Source organism: Janthinobacterium sp. PLB04 (assembly GCF_021165895.1).
GTDB classification, from domain to species: domain Bacteria; phylum Pseudomonadota; class Gammaproteobacteria; order Burkholderiales; family Burkholderiaceae_D; genus Janthinobacterium; species Janthinobacterium lividum.
The window spans coordinates 4,511,882-4,530,547 of record NZ_CP088968.1 but is presented as its reverse complement, the minus strand read 5'-3'; the positions used below and the strand labels follow the sequence as shown (position 1 = coordinate 4,530,547).

20 protein-coding genes and 4 tRNA genes are annotated in these 18,666 nt (G+C 63.2%); 16 read left to right on the top strand and 8 right to left on the bottom strand.

What is annotated here, in order from left to right:
* Positions 1-25: 25 nt before the first annotated feature.
* Positions 26-541: a DUF6265 family protein gene (locus tag LSO07_RS19940; RefSeq protein WP_071653355.1), complete on the bottom strand. Its 516-nt coding sequence runs from the start codon at positions 539-541 to the stop codon at positions 26-28.
* Between the two features lie 147 nt (positions 542-688).
* Between LSO07_RS19940 and LSO07_RS19935 the strand changes: the two genes are divergently transcribed.
* Positions 689-1,288: a hypothetical protein gene (locus tag LSO07_RS19935; protein ID WP_151096377.1), complete on the top strand. Its 600-nt coding sequence runs from the start codon at positions 689-691 to the stop codon at positions 1,286-1,288.
* Positions 1,289-1,315: 27 nt separating this feature from the next.
* On the opposite strand, the gene LSO07_RS19930 is transcribed toward LSO07_RS19935, so the two are convergent.
* The gene (locus tag LSO07_RS19930; protein ID WP_034783087.1) at positions 1,316-2,029 is read right to left on the bottom strand and encodes a sensor histidine kinase; all 714 of its coding nucleotides are present in this window, start codon (positions 2,027-2,029) and stop codon (positions 1,316-1,318) included.
* Between the two features lie 310 nt (positions 2,030-2,339).
* Between LSO07_RS19930 and LSO07_RS19925 the strand changes: the two genes are divergently transcribed.
* Positions 2,340-2,735 carry a hypothetical protein gene (locus tag LSO07_RS19925; RefSeq protein ID WP_034783088.1) on the top strand — a complete coding sequence of 132 codons (396 nt, stop codon included), beginning with the start codon at positions 2,340-2,342 and terminating at the stop codon, positions 2,733-2,735.
* A gap of 72 nt (positions 2,736-2,807) precedes the next feature.
* Here the strand turns inward: LSO07_RS19925 and LSO07_RS19920 are convergent, their stop codons facing one another.
* Complete coding sequence (locus tag LSO07_RS19920) at positions 2,808-3,791, bottom strand: GGDEF domain-containing response regulator (RefSeq protein WP_070256637.1); 984 nt, start codon at positions 3,789-3,791, stop codon at positions 2,808-2,810.
* A 350-nt stretch (positions 3,792-4,141) separates the two neighbouring features.
* Positions 4,142-6,625 (bottom strand): hybrid sensor histidine kinase/response regulator, encoded by a 2,484-nt coding sequence (locus tag LSO07_RS19915; protein ID WP_151096376.1) that lies wholly within the window; start codon positions 6,623-6,625, stop codon positions 4,142-4,144.
* Between the two features lie 427 nt (positions 6,626-7,052).
* Between LSO07_RS19915 and LSO07_RS19910 the strand changes: the two genes are divergently transcribed.
* The 4 genes from LSO07_RS19910 (at position 7,053) to LSO07_RS19895 (ending at position 7,680) form a co-directional block, all read left to right on the top strand.
* A tRNA-Arg gene (locus tag LSO07_RS19910) sits at positions 7,053-7,129 on the top strand.
* A gap of 82 nt (positions 7,130-7,211) precedes the next feature.
* Positions 7,212-7,288 (top strand) — tRNA-Arg (locus LSO07_RS19905).
* A 78-nt stretch (positions 7,289-7,366) separates the two neighbouring features.
* Positions 7,367-7,443 (top strand) — tRNA-Arg (locus tag LSO07_RS19900).
* A 160-nt stretch (positions 7,444-7,603) separates the two neighbouring features.
* Positions 7,604-7,680: transfer RNA gene (locus LSO07_RS19895), tRNA-Arg, on the top strand.
* A 55-nt stretch (positions 7,681-7,735) separates the two neighbouring features.
* Here the strand turns inward: LSO07_RS19895 and LSO07_RS19890 are convergent.
* Positions 7,736-8,608: a helix-turn-helix domain-containing protein gene (locus tag LSO07_RS19890; protein WP_151096375.1), complete on the bottom strand. Its 873-nt coding sequence runs from the start codon at positions 8,606-8,608 to the stop codon at positions 7,736-7,738.
* Positions 8,609-8,722: 114 nt separating this feature from the next.
* Between LSO07_RS19890 and LSO07_RS19885 the strand changes: the two genes are divergently transcribed.
* Positions 8,723-9,682: a phytanoyl-CoA dioxygenase family protein gene (locus LSO07_RS19885; protein ID WP_151096374.1), complete on the top strand. Its 960-nt coding sequence runs from the start codon at positions 8,723-8,725 to the stop codon at positions 9,680-9,682.
* A gap of 94 nt (positions 9,683-9,776) precedes the next feature.
* Entirely contained in the window at positions 9,777-10,922 is a 1,146-nt protein-coding gene (locus tag LSO07_RS19880) for an alpha-hydroxy acid oxidase (RefSeq protein WP_151096373.1), read from the top strand.
* Here the strand turns inward: LSO07_RS19880 and LSO07_RS19875 are convergent.
* The 3 genes from LSO07_RS19875 to LSO07_RS19865 all read right to left on the bottom strand — a co-directional run bounded on the left by LSO07_RS19875 (position 10,919) and on the right by LSO07_RS19865 (position 13,080).
* Positions 10,919-11,425, bottom strand: a complete 507-nt coding sequence (locus LSO07_RS19875) for an AAA family ATPase (RefSeq protein WP_151096372.1) — start codon at positions 11,423-11,425, stop codon at positions 10,919-10,921. The genes LSO07_RS19880 and LSO07_RS19875 overlap by 4 nt on opposite strands.
* A 192-nt stretch (positions 11,426-11,617) precedes the next feature.
* Positions 11,618-12,271, bottom strand: coding sequence for a hypothetical protein (locus LSO07_RS19870; RefSeq protein ID WP_151096371.1), 654 nt, complete (start codon positions 12,269-12,271; stop codon positions 11,618-11,620).
* A gap of 41 nt (positions 12,272-12,312) precedes the next feature.
* A complete protein-coding gene (locus LSO07_RS19865) occupies positions 12,313-13,080 on the bottom strand; it encodes a CPBP family intramembrane glutamic endopeptidase (RefSeq protein WP_151096370.1) in 768 nt (255 codons plus the stop codon).
* Between the two features lie 180 nt (positions 13,081-13,260).
* Between LSO07_RS19865 and LSO07_RS19860 the strand changes: the two genes are divergently transcribed.
* The 8 genes from LSO07_RS19860 to LSO07_RS19825 all read left to right on the top strand — a co-directional run bounded on the left by LSO07_RS19860 (position 13,261) and on the right by LSO07_RS19825 (position 18,665).
* Complete coding sequence (locus tag LSO07_RS19860) at positions 13,261-13,824, top strand: GNAT family N-acetyltransferase (protein ID WP_151096369.1); 564 nt, start codon at positions 13,261-13,263, stop codon at positions 13,822-13,824.
* The gene (locus LSO07_RS19855; protein ID WP_151096368.1) at positions 13,821-14,168 is read left to right on the top strand and encodes an SMI1/KNR4 family protein; all 348 of its coding nucleotides are present in this window, start codon (positions 13,821-13,823) and stop codon (positions 14,166-14,168) included. The genes LSO07_RS19860 and LSO07_RS19855 overlap by 4 nt, the downstream gene beginning before the upstream one ends.
* Positions 14,169-14,183: 15 nt before the next feature.
* A complete protein-coding gene (locus LSO07_RS19850; protein WP_151096367.1) occupies positions 14,184-14,723 on the top strand; it encodes a GNAT family N-acetyltransferase in 540 nt (179 codons plus the stop codon).
* Positions 14,720-15,430, top strand: coding sequence for a response regulator transcription factor (locus tag LSO07_RS19845; RefSeq protein ID WP_151096366.1), 711 nt, complete (start codon positions 14,720-14,722; stop codon positions 15,428-15,430). Before LSO07_RS19850 ends, LSO07_RS19845 begins: the two co-directional genes overlap by 4 nt.
* Entirely contained in the window at positions 15,427-16,650 is a 1,224-nt protein-coding gene (locus LSO07_RS19840) for a sensor histidine kinase (RefSeq protein WP_151096365.1), read from the top strand. Before LSO07_RS19845 ends, LSO07_RS19840 begins: the two co-directional genes overlap by 4 nt.
* A 76-nt stretch (positions 16,651-16,726) precedes the next feature.
* The gene (locus LSO07_RS19835) at positions 16,727-17,602 is read left to right on the top strand and encodes an alpha/beta hydrolase family esterase (protein ID WP_151096364.1); all 876 of its coding nucleotides are present in this window, start codon (positions 16,727-16,729) and stop codon (positions 17,600-17,602) included.
* Between the two features lie 65 nt (positions 17,603-17,667).
* Positions 17,668-18,156: a hypothetical protein gene (locus LSO07_RS19830; RefSeq protein WP_139144550.1), complete on the top strand. Its 489-nt coding sequence runs from the start codon at positions 17,668-17,670 to the stop codon at positions 18,154-18,156.
* The gene (locus LSO07_RS19825; protein ID WP_225317359.1) at positions 18,153-18,665 is read left to right on the top strand and encodes a DUF1993 family protein; all 513 of its coding nucleotides are present in this window, start codon (positions 18,153-18,155) and stop codon (positions 18,663-18,665) included. Before LSO07_RS19830 ends, LSO07_RS19825 begins: the two co-directional genes overlap by 4 nt.
* Position 18,666: the final 1 nt, after the last annotated feature.

Below are 18,666 nucleotides of genomic sequence, written 5' to 3'. Positions count from 1 at the left end.
CAAAAAGGGGCCTTGCGGCCCCTTTTTATTTGCCGCGCGCGATGGGCGCCGCTTCGCAGCGTCCCCGCGTCATGGGGAAATCGATGGTGGTGAGCTTGCCCTTCAAGGTGCCGGTGATGCTGGCATGCAGGATGCGCTCGCTGTCGTGGCGGTAGATGATGCGGCTCGGGAAGTCATTGTCCAGGTTGGCGAAGATGAATTCATTCGGCTTGTCCTGGCGCAGCAGATTGAAGATCACGGGCGGCTGGCCCGACGGCTGCACGATGTAGGCCAGCTGGCCCGGCTCCGTGAGGCGGATCTGCACGAATTCAAAGGCTGTCGTCTTGCCGCCCTTGACGGTGCGGCTGGTGCCGAGGATGGTGCCGCCGGCGGCCGTGCTCCATTGTTCGCCAGAGCCGGGCTCGGCGCCATCGACGTTCCAGCAGCCGGCCAGCCAGGCCAGCTTGTCCACGGTTTCCGGCGGCGGCACGGTGTTGTCGGCGGCCTGGGCGGCGCCCATGGCCAGCAGCGCTGCCAGCAAGGTCGTTGCGAGTCGTTGCATGCCATCTCCTGTTGTTGCGATGTTAGCGGTCACTAGGGCACGCCGGCGGCGCGCCTGACCAGTGTAGCCGATGCTGGGCTGCACACGGCAAACACTTTATACTCGGGAAAGATGCCGACCGTCACCACCATCACGCCAAGGACAATCATGCACGATACTTCCACGCAGCCGCGCGGCGCCGCCAGGCCGGTCCAGTTCGACGACCGCTACATCAGCCTGAAAAGCCTGGGCCTGGACCCGGAGCAGCTCGATTTTTACCAGCTGCTGCTGGCCTGCAGGGCGAAGGGGGAAGCCGGGGAAAGCCTGCGGCAGGTCGCGCGTTTCCGCACGGATGGCTATGGCAAGTCCCGCTTCATCAGCAGCTTGGATGCGTTGCCGGCGCCGTTGGCCACGTTTCCCCTGTGGCGCGCCGAGCTTGACGGCTGGCCCGGCGAACTGGCGCGCGAGGACTTGCTGGCGCGGGCCTGTGTAGTGCTGGAGCAGCCGGTCGGCGTCTTCCTCGCCTCGACCGGCTGGCGCACGGCACTGCCCGACGTTTGGCAAACCCTGCTGGCGCTGGGATGGCGGCAGGCGGGTTCTCCGGCCGATGCCGCCCTGGCGGCGCAATTGACGGATGTGTTGCGTGTTGGACATTTCTTGCAGGTGCTGGAAGGCGATCGCGCCAGCCTGGCCGGGCATGGCGCGCGCCGCGATGTGCTGGGGGCGCAACTGCTGTTGCCGGAAGAGGGGATGCCGCTACCCCGTTGAGGCGGGCAGGGCGCCCGCTGCGGGAAATTATTCTTTTGGCGTAACGCGCGGCAAGACGACGGTCAGGGCCGTCCCGCCTTGCGGATTGGCCGTCAGGCTCAGGCTGCCGCCCAGGTAATGCACGCGCTCGCGCACGGAGCGCAGGCCGTGCTTGCTCATTTCGACGGGCTCGCTCTTCGGCAGCCCCACGCCGTCATCCTTGACGGTCATCATCAGCGCGTCCTCATTGTCGTCGATGATGATATCCACTTGCGTGGCGTGGGCGTGCGCGGCGATGTTGCCGAGCGCTTCTTCCAGGGTGCGCAGCAGGGCCACACCCACGTTGCGCGGGCAAATCAGTTCATCTTCGGGCAGGCTGCAGCGCACGGTGATCTTGTGCTGTTCGGCAAATTGGGCGGCCAGCTCACCCAGCGCGACATTTACGCCGAGAAACTCGAGCTTATCGTTCCACAGCTTCATCTGCATCTGGCGGTTGGTCTCGATCACATTCAGCAGCAATTGCTTCATGGTCGCCGCGCGGTCGAGCAAGGCGGCTTCCTGCGGCATCTTTTGCGTCAGCAGCGACAGGTGCATGGTCAGCGCCGTCAGCGAGGAGCCGAGGCTGTCGTGCAACTGGCGCGACAGGGCGCGCCGTTCATTGTCCCAGCTGGTGTTGACATGACCCAGCAACTCGCTGAGGTCGGCGGCGCGTTCCGCATCGGCCTGGGCCGCTTCCTTGTTCGGATCTGTTTGTGCGGACATAGCGCCCCGTGAATGGTGAAAGGTGAGGACCAAATTCAAGTTGTGGATCATACATGAGGATTTCATCGCGGGGCGCATGGATGGAAAATTTCTGTCTTTTCGGCAATTTTGATCTCCTTCCATCATTTTTATATGATAGGCAATATTATCGCTTTCGCCAGCGGGCAAAGTTCCCGTCGTTACGTACGGCTGCGCACATACCGGGACGCTGCGCGCTGCCATAGTGGGGGCTGTGCATCCCCATGCAGCATAGCCGCCCCGCGGCGCAGGGCGCGATACAGGCCCGCTTACCGAAACGAAAGGACATGCCATGAATATCGATACCATCGTCGACAAGGAATACCTCGACAAAAGCTTCCGCGACATCGTCAATGCGCCCATCAGCGCCCTGCGCGGCGTCAGCGCGAAGGATGCCAAGGCCTTGCAGCAAGCGTTTGGCGTGAACACCGTGCGCGAACTGTCCAACCTCAATTTCGTCAAATGGGCCAGCGCGCTGGCCATCCTGGCCGATGAAGAGGGCATGAGCGGCGAAGAGCGGGCCAAGGAAGAATTGCTCGATGATGCCGTGGAAATGACGTTCCCTGCCAGCGACCCGATTTCCGTCGATGCCGGCATCACGCGCATCGAAGTGCCGCCGGAAACCGTCAATGCGCAAACGGATCACCAGCATGCGGGCCAGCATGAAGTGAGCGCTGGCAAGAAATAAAGCGTCCAAAGCAAAAAAACCGGCTGGCCGTGAGGCTTGCCGGTTTTTTTACGTGCCGCTGAGTAAAGAACTTCAGGCGATCGACGGGATGCTGCTTTTCTGCATGTTGACCTGCGAGGCGATCACTTCGTGCGGCGTGCAGCAAAAGCGGTTCTTGCCGGCGCGCTTGGCTTCATACAGGGCCGTGTCGGCCGCGCCCAGCAGGGATTCGACGGTGCTGGCGTCGTCCGGGTAGATGGCGATGCCGATGCTGGTCGACAGGCGCAGGGTCAAGTCGTTGATGAAATACGGCTCGGAAATGACTTCGATCAGCTTGGCGGCCGGTTCGCGCGCGTCGCCCTTGCCGGCCAGGTTGCCCAGCACGATGACGAATTCATCGCCGCCGATGCGCGCCACCGTGTCTTCCTTGCGCGATGCGCCCACCAGGCGGCCCGCCACCATTTTCAGGATATCGTCGCCATAGCCGTGGCCGTAGCTGTCGTTGATGGCCTTGAAGCCGTCCAGGTCCAGGTACAGGATGGCGGACTTGCCGCGGTTGCGGGCCGATTGCTGCAAGGTATGCTCGATGCGGTCTTCCAGCAGGCGTCGGTTCGGCAAGCCCGTCAGCGGATCGTGCAGCGCCAGTTCCTGCTGCTGCTTGCTGTATTGCGCCAGTTCCTTGTACAGCAGGCGCACTTCCAGCATGTTGTGGATGCGTTTGTGCACTTCCATCAGGTCGAAGGGCTTGCTGATGAAGTCGCGCGCGCCCGCTTCCAGGGCGGCGATCTTGAAACTCGGCTGCGCCGTCAGGGCCAGCACGGGCAGGTAGCCGCCATGCTCAATTTCCTTCAAGCCTTTCATGACCTGGAAACCATTGAGTTCCGGCATTTGCAGATCCAGCAAGATCAGGTCGTAGCAATGCTCCTGGTGCAGGGGGCAGACCTGCGCCGGACGCATGGTGGCCGTGACATTGGTGTAGCCGGCATCGCGCAGGATTTCCAGCATCAGGTCGACATTGTCGGGTGAATCGTCAACGACCAAAATTTTGGCTTTCAAAATCTCATCTTGGCTGGGCATGTAGGGTCTCGGTTATACGGTCTATGCAACACTGGCTTCTACCGCAGCGAATAGGCTGGCGGCGCGGCTGACGGCGGTCGGATGATAGTAGCGCCTTGCAACAAGATAGGGCGCACAACAGCGCTTGAACTCGCTTCTGCCAATGACGGCAGCCAAGGTCGACGGTCTCCAGCCTGCCATGCAGGTGTGCTTCTGCATTTCAGTGTAGCAAACTTCAGCTTAGTTGCTTGTAGGACAGTGCCGCGTCTGAAAGTAGGAAGGCTAAACCACAAAATAGTTATTTTGTTCTGCACTATGTATTTCTTTGCATCATCTTTTTGCCGACTATCTTGCCGCCCTGGCGGCGCTGTTCAAGGCGGCGAGCCGGTCACGCGCGCGGCGGCCAGTTGCGCCACTGCCGCCACCAGTTCGGCCGGGTCGAGCGGTTTCGACACCCAGTCCTGGAAGCCGCTGGCCAGCGCCCGCTGGCGATCCTGCGGTTGCGCAAACGCCGTCAGGGCCAGCGCGGGCAGCCGGGCCGCCTCAGGGGAGGCGTGCGCGCGGACTTGCGCCAGCAAGTCGAAACCGTCGGCATCGGGCATGCCGATGTCGCTGACCAGCACATCCGGGCGCACCTGGTCCAGCAGTTGCAGCGCTTGCGCCACGCTGCCGGCGCTATGCACTTCGGCGTTGTTGTCGCGCAAGATACGCTCCGTCAGCTCGCGCGCATCGGCTTCGTCATCGACCAGCAGCACCGTGACGCCGCGCAAGTCATGGCTGGCGGACGGGGCGCTGCCCGCCTGGCGCGCGGCAACGGCCGGCGTCCCCAGGGGCAGGCGCACGGTAAAGCTGGCGCCCTGCATGTCGCCGGCGCTGCTGACGGTGACCGTGCCGCCGTGCTGCTCCACCAGGTGCTTGACGATGGCCAGCCCCAGCCCCAGGCCGCCATGCCGGCGCGTGGTCGAGGCGTCGGCCTGGCGGAAGCGGTCGAATACGTGGGGCAGGAAATCTTTCTTGATGCCGACGCCGTTGTCGGCCACCGTGATGGCCAGGCGGGTCGCTTCGCGATGCACGCCGATATCGACCCGCCCTCCTTGTGGCGTGAACTTCAAGGCATTCGACAGCAGGTTCCAGATCACTTGCTGGATGCGGCTGGGGTCACCCGTGATGCGGCCCGCATCGCTGGCGATATTGCTGTGGATGGCGATGTGCTTGGCGTCGGCCGCCGGGCGCAGGGTTTCGATGGCCGAGGCGATGATGCTGGCGGGCACGATGGTTTGCAGGTCGAGCAGCACCTTGTCGGAGGTGATGCGGCTCATGTCGAGCAAGTCTTCGATCAACTGCGCCTGTGCGCGCGCATTGCGTTCGATGCTTTGCAAGCCGCGGTGCAGGTCGGCCTCGTCGCGCGTGCCGCGCCGCAGCACCTGGGCCCAGCCCAGGATGGCCGACAAGGGCGTGCGCAGTTCATGCGACAGGGTGGTGAGAAAATCGTCTTTCAGCTGGTTCGTGCGCTCGGCCTCGGCGCGCGCCTCGCGTTCGCTGTCGAGCAGCACCTTGCGCTCTTCGGCGGCGCGCGTGGCGGCCGCGTACAAGCGCGTATTGTCGAGCGCGACGGCGGCCTGGGCCGCGATGGCCGAAACGATGCGTTCGCTGCGCGCACTGAACATGCCCGCCTGCGGATGACCGAGCAGCAAGCGCCCCAGCAACAGGCCCGAGCGCGAGCTGACGGGCAGGCTCAGGCAGCTGCGCAGCGGCGGGGCGCCGCCGGCGCTGGCGTCGGGCGCGGCCAGCAAGTCGTTCTGGCGCATGGCTGGTCCCTGGCGCAGTTCCGTGGCAATGGCATCGGCCTCGCACAGGCTGATGCCGTTGACGGCGCGCGCCGCGGGCAGCGGGGCGGCGCTGTCGTGGAGCTCGCCTGCATCGTCATAATACAAGGCGCCGAAGTGCGCGCCGCTGATGCGCGTGGCCGCATCGACGGTTTCCTGCAGCAGGGCCGGCAAGTCCAGGGTGCCGGCCAGGGCCGCGCCCGTATTGTTGAGCAACTCCAGCACGCGCGTTTCATCGCGCAGGGCTTCCTGCGCGCGCTTGACCTGGTCGACATCGGTGCTCGTGCCAAACCAGCGCAGCAGCTGGCCGCCCCGGTCGCGCACGGGATTGGCGCGCGTCAGGAACCAGCGGAACTGGCCGTCGGCGCCGCGGATGGGGAACTCCATTTCGAAGGGCGTGCCATCGCGCAAGGCGGCCTTCCAGGCATGCAGCATGGGCGGCAGATGCTGCGCGTGATAGGCGATGCTCCAGCCATCGCCCGCCATCTGTTCGGCGCTGGTGCCCGTGTAGTCGTGCCAGCGCTGGTTGTACCACGCAATGGTGCCGTCGAAGCCGGCGATCCAGGCCAGTTGCGGGATGGAATTGGCCAGCGCGCGCAAGTCTTCCTCGCTGTGGCGCAAGCTTTCTTCGCTGGCCTTGCGCTGGCTGATGTCCTGGATATACGTGGTCAAGCCATCGCTGGAAGGGAAGATGCGCACTTCCAGCCAGCGCCCCAGCGGCGGATACAGCAATTCGAAGCTGCCGCCGTGCTGTTGCGCCATGGCGCGCCGATACTGCGTTTCCAGTTCCGTGCCCAGCAGTTCCGGGCAGGCTTGCCACAGGCTGCTGCCGGCCAGGCTGGCGCCAGGCGGACGCTGCGGCGCGAGCATGTCGGTGCCGCGCGTATTGATATAGCGTATGCGCCAGTCGCGGTCGAGCAGGCAAAAGCCATCGGTGATGCCCTCCAGCAGCTTGGCCAGACGCTCGTCGGATAGGCTCAGCGGCGCTGATGGGGGAAGCAGATCTTGCTCGCGGTCATGCTTGGCCATCGGAAATCCTGCAACAGTGAGTCTGCCGCACGGGCGCTTGCCCCGCCGGTCCGCCGCCGCTAAGCTCAGTTAAATGGAGCATGATGGAATTACCCGCCGTCATGAATTAGGGGAGGCACAAGCGCCCCTGTCTGACTGGTATTGTAGCCCCAAGCGCCGCGCCGCCACCGCACGCTTGCGCGCCGCCTGCAGATAGCACTGGACAGGCTGGAAAGCAGTCCCTATAATCCCGCTTCTTTCGAGACAGCAACTTCTCGATTCGCTGGACGCTCCTGTGAAAGCAGAAGTGTCCATCGATAAAAAAGCGTGAGCTTTTTGGCAGTGAAAAGGTAGTCGATCATGCGGGGCGGTATTCTGCAAAATCAGCTAAGCGATTGAAAAATCGAACTTTTCAAAGCGAAATGAATACGCTATAATGTTTGCCTGCGCGGCTGTAGCTCAGCTGGATAGAGTACTTGGCTACGAACCAAGGGGTCGTGGGTTCAATTCCTGCCAGCCGCACCAGAATACTGAAAATCAGACTTTGCCTGGTTTTGTTGTAACAAGTTTCACCTCCATGCTGTCGATGGAATGTTGTAGAAGTTTTGCGGCTGTAGCTCAGCTGGATAGAGTACTTGGCTACGAACCAAGGGGTCGTGGGTTCAATTCCTGCCAGCCGCACCAGTATTGCCAAGATGAAGTTCGCTTCATGTTGATGAAAGTTTCAAGCTTCGCGCCGTCCGGCGAAGTGTGTCAGAGTTTGCGGCTGTAGCTCAGCTGGATAGAGTACTTGGCTACGAACCAAGGGGTCGTGGGTTCAATTCCTGCCAGCCGCACCAGTATTTGCAGTAGTGAAAAAACCCGGAAAGTTCGCTTTCCGGGTTTTTTTTCGTCCTGACGGGACGCGGGCAGGGTGCATGTTGGCGGCCTGGGCAATTGTGAAATATCCGCACGGCGCCCTTTGCCATTCTGCAAAGCCCTGCTATAATCTTGTCTTAGGCGGCTGTAGCTCAGCTGGATAGAGTACTTGGCTACGAACCAAGGGGTCGTGGGTTCAATTCCTGCCAGCCGCACCAGAATATTGGGGGTCAGATTGTAAAATCTGATCCCCTTTTTCGTTTCTGAATGGATTTACGCTGCGCCAGTGGCGCCACGCCGGTATTGCAGGCGAAACGCGCGCGGCGTGACTTGCCTGGCGGCGCGGAACTGGCGGTTGAAATGCGCGAGGTTGCGGTAGCCAGCCTCTTGCGCGATGACGGCGATGGCGAGATTGCTTTCGATCAGCTGTTGGCAGGCGCGGCCGATACGCAGCCGCGCCAGGTATTCGCCGGGCGTGCAATGCGCTTGGCGCTTAAAACAGCGGTGAAAGGCGCCCAGCGACAGGGCCGCCCGCTGCGCCAGCGTTTGCAGTGCGATCTCTTCCCGGAAATGCGCGTGCATGAAGTCAAACACGATTTCCATGCGCTTTTGCTGCCCATCGGGCATCGGCGCCTGCGCCGTTGACGCCAGCGGCTGCGCACTGCCATCGCCCGCCAGATCCAGCAGCACGTCGAGCAGCAGCGGCAAGCGCTGCGGTACGGGCAGCGCATTTAATTGCAGCAATCTGGATGCGTTGCGCGCGCTCGTTGCCGGCGAAAAATGCAGGGCAGGGCCGGCGCGGCGCGCCAGTTGCCGGACGCTGTGCAATTCCGGAAAACAGGCCGCCAGCTGCTCCACCCATTCGAGGGAAAACCACGCGACGACGGCCAGCATGGGCTGCGTGCCGTCGATGCGCTCGCTGGCCGACCACGTGTGCGGTAAATTCGGCCCCAGCAGCACCAGGTCGCCCGGCTCGAAATTGCCCAGGTGGTCGCCGATGTAGCGTTGCCCCCGCGCATTGACCGTCAAGGTCAGCTCGAACTGCGGGTGGTAGTGCCAGATGAAGGGAATGGCATCGAGTTCGCGCCACAGCAAGCCCCAGGAGTGGCCCGTCGGGATCGTGACTTGTTCGAATAAAGGCGTCATCGTGACGTTTTGAGGTAGTCGATAGTCAGGATAGTATCAGTATTGGTCGTTCCGCACGTATTTCCCCTTGATCTTCCATCGCACAATCTGTCCACACCAACACAGGAGACAGCGATGCAAGAAGACCGATATCAATACGGCGAAGACCGTCCGGGCAACCCGTCCGTGGCCTACACGGAACAAACCCAGTTGCGCGATATACAAAAACAGCTGCCGCTGCGCGTGCTGTCCGACAGCGATTTTTTGCACTGGCAAACCTACGGTTACGTCATCGTCAAGGATGCCGTGCCGCCGGAACAGGTGCGCCGCACAACCGATTTCCTGTGGGAATTCCAGGGACTGGACCAGCATGACCCCGCCACTTGGAACCAGGACCAGCTGCGCGACCACGCCATGAAAGAGCTCAACGGTTCCGGCATGGTCGAGGCCTACCACAACCAGACCCTGTGGGATAACCGCCAGACCCAGCGCGTGTACGACGCCTTTGTCGACATCTGGGACCGTCAGGATTTGTGGGTGACCATCGACCGCGCCAACCTGAACACGCCGAACAATGGCAAGCGCAAGTTTGGCGGCTTCATCCACTGGGATGCCGACACCACGCTCGACCCGCTGCCCGTCAACGTGCAAGGCGTGCTGGCCCTGTCTGACACCTCGCCCGAGAGCGGCGGTTTCCAGTGTTATCCAGAATTGTTCAACAACTTGCTGGCGTGGCGCAAGACGGTGCCGCTCGATCGCAACCCGTGGCAGCCAGACCTGGCGACGGTACCGTACCCGATGGAATTCATCGCCATGAAGAAAGGGGAGCTGCTGATCTTCAACAGCCTGCTGGCGCATGGCATCCGCCCGAACACGTCGGCGGACCAGGTGCGCCTGGCGCAATATATTTCCTTCACGCCAGCGCAGGAAGACAATCAAGCCTTGCGCGACTGGCGCGTGCAAAGCTGGCGCGAGCGTAGCGCGCCGCAGGGCTATGCGTTTCCCGGCGACCCCGAGGAAAAGGAAAAGCTGCGCTATCCGCAGGCGCGGTTGAGCGAACTGGGTGAGAAAATCCTCGGCGCGCGCGACTGGTAAGTGTGGCGCGGGGTCCGGTGGCATTGCCTGCCGGATAGACAATTGCAGGCAAATGCACGATCATGGTTCGACTTGCCATCGACCGAGGAAACGCATGAGTATCATCACCTGCATCGAAGACTTGCGCGTGCTGGCCCAGAAACGGGTGCCGCGCATGTTTTACGACTACGCCGATTCCGGCTCCTGGACGGAATCGACGTACCGCGCCAACAACAGCGATTTCGCGAAGATCAAATTCCGCCAGCGCGTGGCCGTCAACCTGGAAAACCGCAGCCTGGCTTCGACCATGGTGGGGCAGCACGTATCGATGCCGGTGGCCCTGTCGCCTACGGGCTTGACGGGCATGCAGCATGCGGATGGCGAAATCCTCGCGGCCCAGGCGGCCGAGCGTTTCGGCGTGCCGTTCACGCTGTCGACCATGAGCATCTGCTCGATCGAGGACGTGGCGGCGAACACGACGAAACCGTTCTGGTTCCAGCTGTATGTGATGAAGGACCGCGAATTCATCAACCGCCTGATCGACCGCGCCAAGGCGGCGAAATGCGGCGCGCTGGTATTGACGCTCGATTTGCAGGTACTGGGGCAGCGCCACAAGGACTTGCGCAACGGCCTGTCGGCGCCACCGAAATTGACGATTCCCAACATCATCAACATGGCCACCAAGCCGCGCTGGGTGGCGGGCATGCTGGGCACGAAGCGGCGCGGCTTCGGCAACATCGTCGGCCATGCCACATCCGTGTCGGACATGTCGTCCCTGTCGGCCTGGACGCAGCAGCAGTTCGACCTGAGCCTGTCGTGGGCGGACGTGGAATGGATCAAGCAGCGCTGGGGCGGGAAATTGATCATCAAGGGCATCATGGACCCGGATGACGCGCGCCTGGCCGTGGAAAGCGGCGCCGACGCGCTGATCGTCTCGAACCACGGCGGGCGCCAGCTCGATGGCGCGCAATCGTCGATCGAAGCCTTGCCCGCCATCGTCGACGCCGTCGGCAGCCAGATCGAAGTGCACATGGACGGCGGCATCCGCTCGGGCCAGGACGTGATCAAGGCCGTGGCCCTGGGCGCGAAAGGCGTGTACATCGGCCGCCCCTTCCTGTATGGGCTGGGCGCCATGGGCGGTCCTGGCGTCACCAAATGCCTGGACATCATCCGCAACGAACTCGACTTGACGATGGCCTTTTGCGGCTTGCGCGACCTGCAGCACGTGGATAAAAAGATCCTGCTGCCGGGCACGTTTTAAGCGGCAATTCGCACAATATCAAAGCCTTCCGACGCCTGGGGCGGCACGAAGTGGCGCGTGATGGCGTCAAAATCAGCGTCGCTGGTGGAGAACGGGTGCAGCCCGCTGGCATTGCGCTGGCGCAAGCGCGCCTTGCATTCTTCGTCCGGCACGTCCAGGTAATGCAGCACGTGCGGCGTGCCCGCCTGCTGGAACAGTTCGCGCATCCAGGCGCGGCTGGCGGGCGTATTCGCGGGGAAATCGAGCACGACGGACACGCCCGCCTGCAGCATCTGCAGGGCCAAAGGGGCGATGGCCGCGCGCAGCCGCGCAGCGCAAGCCGCGTAGTCGGCCAGGCTGGCGATCTGGCCCGGATACAGCTGCGCCAGCAAGCTGTCTTCGCTGATGCGCACGGTGTGTGGCGCGCTGGCCAGCCGGGCGGTCAGGGTGGATTTGCCCGAGGCAATTTTGCCGCACACGAGGTGCAGGGTGGGGGTAACGCTGGTGCTGGAGGTAGGGGACATGGTCGCTCGCTAGAAAGAAATAATGCCTGCGAGACGTCTTGATCTATTGCTGCAAATCAAAGCCGCCTCTCAGGCGGCTTTGGCAATCTCAGTCCTGCCAAGCCACCATCGGTCGAATGGCGGCAATAATCGATGGCAGGGGAGGAAATGGCGATTGCATGGCGCAACGATGCCATGGAATGTCTGGCGCTGTCAATTGCCGATGCGCGTCCATGGCTCGCGGAACGTGGCCGCATCGAGCGGCCGCGCATGCGGGTCGTCGGGCTGGAACAGGCCGCCGATCAGCATATCCTGGATGGCGCCCGTGAAACCGCCGTACGCGGCGCGGCCCCACTGGCGTTGCGTGCAGGCGAAGAGGACGGCGTCTTGCTGCGCCGCCAGCTGCGTCAAGGAGTGCCGCAAGGTGGCGCTCGCTTCCGGCCCCATGTCCGTGGCGATGGCGCACACCAGGCGCTGGCCAAATTGCAAGGGCTTGCCTGCTCGTCCCAGCAGCGACTCATTGGCCAGGGCGAGGAACACATCGGGCGCCTGGTCGTCCTTTTCGCAAATGGTCCAGATGGGCGCCCACGCTTCCAGGCTCATGAAGCGGGCGTCGCGTGTTTCCGGCGTATGCGTCCACTTGGCGTGCGATTTGTCGTCCCAGCCCAGGCGGCCATAGGGAATCGACTTGCCCTTGGGATTGTATTGATGGCTGCGCACGCCGGGCTTGCCCCTCGCGCTTGCCTGCGCCATGAGTCCATCGAGGCTGGCGGCAAACGGCATCCATTGCGCCGCATCCCACAGCGGCGGCGCAGCGGGCGCGGCCAGCAGCAGGAATACTTCGTAATTACGTGAAAAAAACGCCATGCAGCTTCCTCGGCAAGTGGATGGAAAATTGTGTCGCAATATTATAGTTGCGCTTGCGACAGGGCGGCGCGCTGGCTGGGACGCAGCAGGTAGACGCCGTACAGGCACAGGGGCAGCACGGCCAGCAGGGCGATATATGGCAGGATCGATGCGCCGTCTTCGGCCGGGTGCGGCAAGGTGGCCGTCACCAGCGCGTAGTCCCACAGTCCATGCACGAGCACCATGGGCCATATGGAGCGGGTGCGCAGGCGGATGGCCGCATAGCCGACGCCTTGCAGGGTAGCGGCGACGGCTTGCCACAAGGCGCCGCTGACGTCGCCCGTGGCCAGGCCGTTGGCCGTGTGCGCCAGACCGAACAGCGCCGATGACATCAGGACGGCCGGCCAGACGGCATACCGTTCCAGCATGCCCTCCAGCAAGATGGCGCGGAACATCAGCTCTTCCGAGATGGCCACCAGCGCCGCATTGCAAGCGACGATCAGCAGCACGCGCGGCTGCGGCCAGCCGCCGGCCCAGGCCAGCAACAGCATCAGCAGCGCATACAGTAGGGGCGGCCAGACCAGCCACAGCGTTTTGAATGGCTGCGGCGCGCACAGGCTCGCCGCGCGGCGCCGGCTTGAGGCCAGCAGCAGCGCCAGCGCGAACAGGGCGGCCAGCGCCCACGACAGGCCGATACGGCCGGTGACGGCGGCGCCCGGCAAGGCGTAGCCGGCCGCTTCCAGCCAGCGGCCGCCCAGGCTCAAGCCCAGCCAGATGGCCAGTGCGATGAGGGTGACGGGCATGGTGAGGGCGATTCTAGGGAAGGGCATGGTTGGCTTCGGTGTTGGCCGCGTCGGTTACTGCGTACATGGGCGAATCATGAAGTTGCATCAATGATATGGTGAAAAATATTGCCATAGTACATTAAAAGCATCGTCACAAAATTGCCACATCGTTATAGTTGCATGGAATAATAAGCATTCGTCCGTTTGCCGCCAGACTGGAGCGCCATGACCTACAGCAAGACCATCACCACTGAACGATTGATCCTGCGCAAGCCGCAACCATCGGATGAGGCGGCGCAATTCGCCATGCATTCCGACCCCGAAGTGATGCGCTATTTCAGCGAACCACCATGGACCGATGCCAGCCGCGCCGCGCGCCAGATTGCCGAGGACATCGCCGCTTTCGAGAAAGAGGAATTCTTCCGCTTCGCCGTCGAGCTGAAGGCGACGGGCGAATACCTGGGCAGCTGCAGCCTGTTTTCCGAGCACCGCCAGAACCGCCGCGCCGAGATCGGCTACGCGCTGGGCCGTCCGTACTGGGGCAACGGTTATATGCACGAAGCGCTGTCGGCGCTGATCGAGTATGCGTTTGTCGAGCGCGACCTGAACCGCCTGGAAGCCGACATCGACCCGCACAACGCCGGTTCGGCCAGCGCCCTGGAACGCCAGGGTTTCAACAAGGAAGGGTTTTTGCCCGAACGCTGGATCGTGGCCGGCCAGGTCAGCGATTCGGCCCTGTACGGCTTGCTGCGCCGCGAGTGGGAAGCGCGGCGCAAGGGCGCCGCATGAGCGGGCAAGCTATCGACGCGTTCCAGCGCTGGCTGGGCCACGCCTTGCCGGCGCACTACCTGCGCTTTCTGCAGGACGGGCAAGAAGGCTTGCGCGGCGGGCAGGTATTGCTGTACGGCGTGGAAAGCTTGCGAGAACGCAACGAAACTTATGACACGCAGCAATCCTGTCCTGGCTACATGACCATCGGCGATGACAGCGGCGGACGCGCCGTCATGCTGGCGCTCGATGACGCTGAGCGCGCCGTCTACCTGGTGGGGCATGGCTCGATGCAGCGCGATGATTTCGAGCTGGCCGCCGATGATTTCGTATCCTGGCTGGCCGCCGATTGCCCGCTTGACTAAAAAGGATACAAGGCGATGAAAGCTGCTGATTTACCCGCTTCAGACCATCCGCTGGTGACCTTGCGCCCGCTGGAATGCAGCGACGCGCCCGCCTGGTATGCCTACCTGGCCGACCCTGCCGTCGTGGAGCACACGAGCTGGAACTTGCATTGCGTCGACGATCTGCAGGCCAATTTCGATGACTACGCATCGGCAGAGGCGTCTTCGTCCATACGGCTGGCTGTCGTGCTGCGCGAGGGTGGCCAGCTGGTGGGCACGATCGGCTTCAACGCCATTTCTCCGCAGCACCGCACGGCGGAGATCGCCTACGACCTGGCCCCAGCTGTATGGGGGCAGGGCGTGGCCACGTCCGTCGTGAACGCTGTCGTGGATTGGGGTTTTCAGCGCTTTGGCTTTCTGCGCATCCAGGCCACTGTGCTGGAAAGCAATGAACGTTCGGTCCGCGTGCTCGAACGCTGCGCTTTCGAGCGCGAGGGCTATCTGCGCTGTTACCGGCAAGTTCGCGGAAGATCCGGCAATTTCTGGCTGTATGCGCGCATTGCCGGCGTGCGATGAACAAGCTACCCTTGAGTATCCTGCTGGTGGAAGACCACCTGGCCATCGCGCGCCAGGTGCTCGACTTTCTCGACGGCTTGCGCTGGCAGACGGACCATGCGGGCACGGGCGCGCTGGCCGTGCAATTGGCCACGTGCAACAGCTATGACGTGGTGCTGCTGGACCTGAACTTGCCCGACATGGATGGCTTGCAAGTGTGCCGCGCCATCAAGGCAGCCGCTCCCAGCAATGTGCCGATTTTGATGCTGACGGCGCGGGACGCGTATGAAGACAAGGCGCGCGGTTTTCGCGACGGCGCCGACGATTACCTGACCAAGCCGTTCGACCTGCGCGAGGTGGCTTTGCGCTGCGAAGCGCTGGCGCGCCGGCAGCAGTTGCACATGCATCAGGAGATGCGCGTGGGGCCATTCACCTTGCAGACGCGCGCAGGGCGCGCCCTGTATGGCGACGCACCGCTGCCGCTGACGCAGACGGGTTTCAAGATATTGCTGCTGCTGTGCCGCGAACATCCGCATGCCGTCTCGCGCTCGGCGCTGCTGCAACACTTGTGGGGCAGCCAGCCGCCCGACAGCGACGCCCTCAAATCGCACATCTATGCGCTGCGCAAGCAGCTGGAGTTGCTTGGCGGGGCGGGTGCGGCGGGCATGCTGGTGACCATACCGCAGCTGGGCTACCGCCTGGCCTTCGATGCTGCGGCGTCTGCATGAGCAAGTCGATCCGGCAGCGCCTGTTCGCCGCCCTGGCCGGCTTCACCGTCTTGCTGTGCCTGTGCTACACGGGCCTGGCGCTGGTGATCGCCTACGTGACGGAAGACATGCTGGTGCAGCGCCTGCTCGAGCGCGAAGCGGCGGCCGTCAGCATGCGCTGGCAGCAGCACGACAAGCTTACGCCTTCCGGCAGCGACCTCATCACGGTTTATGGCGGCTACCTTGACTTGCCTCAAGCGGTGCGCGCGCAAGTGCCGCAGTCTGCCCCGCGCGGGGAAGTGTTTACGAAGACGGGCCAGCATTATCACGTGCTGGCGCTCGATGTCGTTGCCGGCGGCAAGCCGGCCCGCTGCTATCTGCTGGCCGACGTGGCGCCCGTGCTGGTGGTGTCGCGCCTGGCGCGGGAAGTAGGCGGCGTCGTGCTGGGCGTGGCGCTGGCGCTGATCGCCCTGGCCTTGCTGCTGGCATACTGGCTTGCGCGGCGCCTCGTGCTGCCCTTGCAGCGCCTGGCCCACGAAGCGCGCCAGCTGGCGCCCGGCAGCACCGTCCATTTCAGCGAGCGCGACCGCCCCGACGAGATCGGTTTCCTGGCGCGCCGCCTGGAAACCACTTTTGCCGAACTGCAGTCGGTCTTGCGGCGCGAACAGGCATTCACCCGCGACGTCAGCCATGAATTGCGCACGCCGCTCACCCTGATGCATAACACCCTGGCGCTGGCGAATGCGCAGCCCTTAAGCGGGCAGGAGCAGGCGCAGCTGCGGCAATCCACGGACGAGATGCGCGCCACCATCGACGTGCTGTTTGCGCTGGCGCGGGCGGAACAGCTATCGGGTGTAGTGGTGGAGTTGCGCGCCTGCATCGAGCAATGCCTGCTGCGCCTGCTCGACGAACATCGCTGGGATGCCAGCCTGCTGACCCTGGACTTGCCCGAGCGGCTGGAGGTGCTTGGCAACCCGCAACTGCTCATGTTGCTCATCAATAATTGCCTGGCGAATGCCCTGTTCCATGGCGGCCCCGACTGCCGCATCGGCATTGTGTTTGCGCAAGGCCGCCTGAACATCGTCAATACCGTGCAGGCAGGGCATCCACGGCGCATCCACGGTTTCGCGCATGGCCAGAACCTGCTGCTGCGCCTGGCAAAAGCCATGCAATGGGACATTGTTTTCCACCCCGGCGCGACGCAGTACCGTGTCGCCATCCTTCCCGTCCAGGCGCAATAAAAGAAGTCGCCGGATTTCACCGCGATTTCACCTCGTCTTGCTTATGCTGGCTGCTCTTTTATTTGAAGGGAAGCCCATGAAAATCACCATCAGCCTGTTCGTCCTGTCCTGTCTGTGTACGCCAGTGCTGGCGCAGGTGCAATCGCTGCAGCACAAGGAAGACAAGCGCCGCTACATCGTCTATACGCCCGCCGCCTACGACAGTGCGCCGCAGCAAGCCTTTCCCGTCGTCTTCAATTTCCATGGCGGCGGCATGAGCATGGCCGAGCAGATGCTGTACACGCAGATGAACAAGACGGCCGAACGGCACCAGTTCATCGTTGTGTACCCGCAAGGTATCAAGCAGGACTGGAACGTGGGATTCGGCATGGATTACCTGGCGGGCACGGATGATGTCGGCTTTACGCAAGCCATGCTGGCCAAGCTCAAGCAGACTCACCGCATCGATGACAAGCGCGTGTATGCCACGGGCTTGTCGCGTGGCGGTTTCTTTGCCCTGCGCCTGGCGGCCGAGCTGCCGCAGCAGTTCGCCGCCGTCGCCTCGGTGGGGGCGCCGATGCCGGAACCGGTGCTGCAGCATCATAAAAAGATGGACAAGGTCGGCATGCTGTTGATACAGGGGACGGCCGACAAGGTCGTGCTGCATGAAGGCAAGGCTGCCAGCTACCTGTCGGCAGCAGGCACGTTCGATTACTGGCGCAGGCACAACGGCATCGTAGGCGCCACGCCACCGGCGCGCCTGCTACCCACCGTGGCAGGTGACGATACGCAAGTGACGCATGTGGTGCAGGGCAATGGCGCGCAGCAGGTGGCTTTGCTCACCATCAAGGACGGCGGCCACACCTGGCCTGGCGCCGATGCCTTCAATATCGGCCTGCCCATCGGCAAGACCACGCGCGCCATCGATGCGAATGAAGTCATGTGGGACTTTTTCAGCCGCCATCGCCGCTGACGCCATGCTAGGATGGCGGCCATCGCTGCAGTGCTATGCGGCAACTTGAGGGGAGTATGGTGGCAATGTCAGAAGCAGGTATCGCGGCCATGGCCGAGGCGATCTTCGCCAAGCCCGGCGCGGCCGTGGCGCAGGCGTATTCGGAGGCGGAACAGGAAACGCTGCACTTTCATTCGCCTGCCGAACTGTGCGCGTATGCGGCCAGGCTGGAGGCCGAAGGCGCCAGCGAGGTGTTCCTGGCCGTGCATTACCCGGACATGGGCGGGCAGTTTGCCCCGCGCCGTATCGCGCTCGACCCGGCCAAGTGCGATGGCCTCACCTACCGTTACGTGTGCGAAGGCTGGGGCCTCATCCGCGTGTACCTGCGCCTGTCCAGCGGCAAGGGACTGGCGTCGCATGTGGGCGCCAATTCGCAGAAGCGGGCGGAAAAATGGCAGCCGCATTACCCGGAATTCGGTCCGACCGACGCCTGGCACTGGGATGCCGTGGGCCGCCATGAACGCCGGCTGATCCGCGTGCTGAAGAAGGTCGCCGAGCAGGAAGGCTTGGCATGAGGGACGCGACGCATATCCACCCCGCCGCCATCTTTTGCCGCTCGCTGGCGCAGCTCTCCGCCATGCTCGACAAGACCGGCACCGCGCCGCATATGCTGGCGGCGCGTTTGCACCCGGACATGCTGCCGTTCGCCCAGCAAGTGCGCGCGGCCGTGAGCTTTTCCCTGCGCGGCTGCTGTCCGCTGGCGGGGCTGGAGGTGGCCGATTTCAGCGCCGCCGCCAGTCTGCAGGAGCAGATCGCGCAGACCATGCGCTACCTCAAGACCATCCCCCCGGAACGCTTTGACGGGCCGCCCGGGCGCATCTGCCGCGACCGCGCCGGCTTTGCCGATATCGCCTTGCCCGCCGATGAGTATTTGAATTTGTACATCCTGCCGAATTTCTATTTTCACTTCAGCATGGCGTATGCGATCGCGCGCAGCGGCGGCGCGGCCATCGGCAAGGGCGATTTCGACGGTTATCACGCGTATGCGCCGGGCTTTTCCTTTGAGCGGCCTGCCGCGCCGTAGT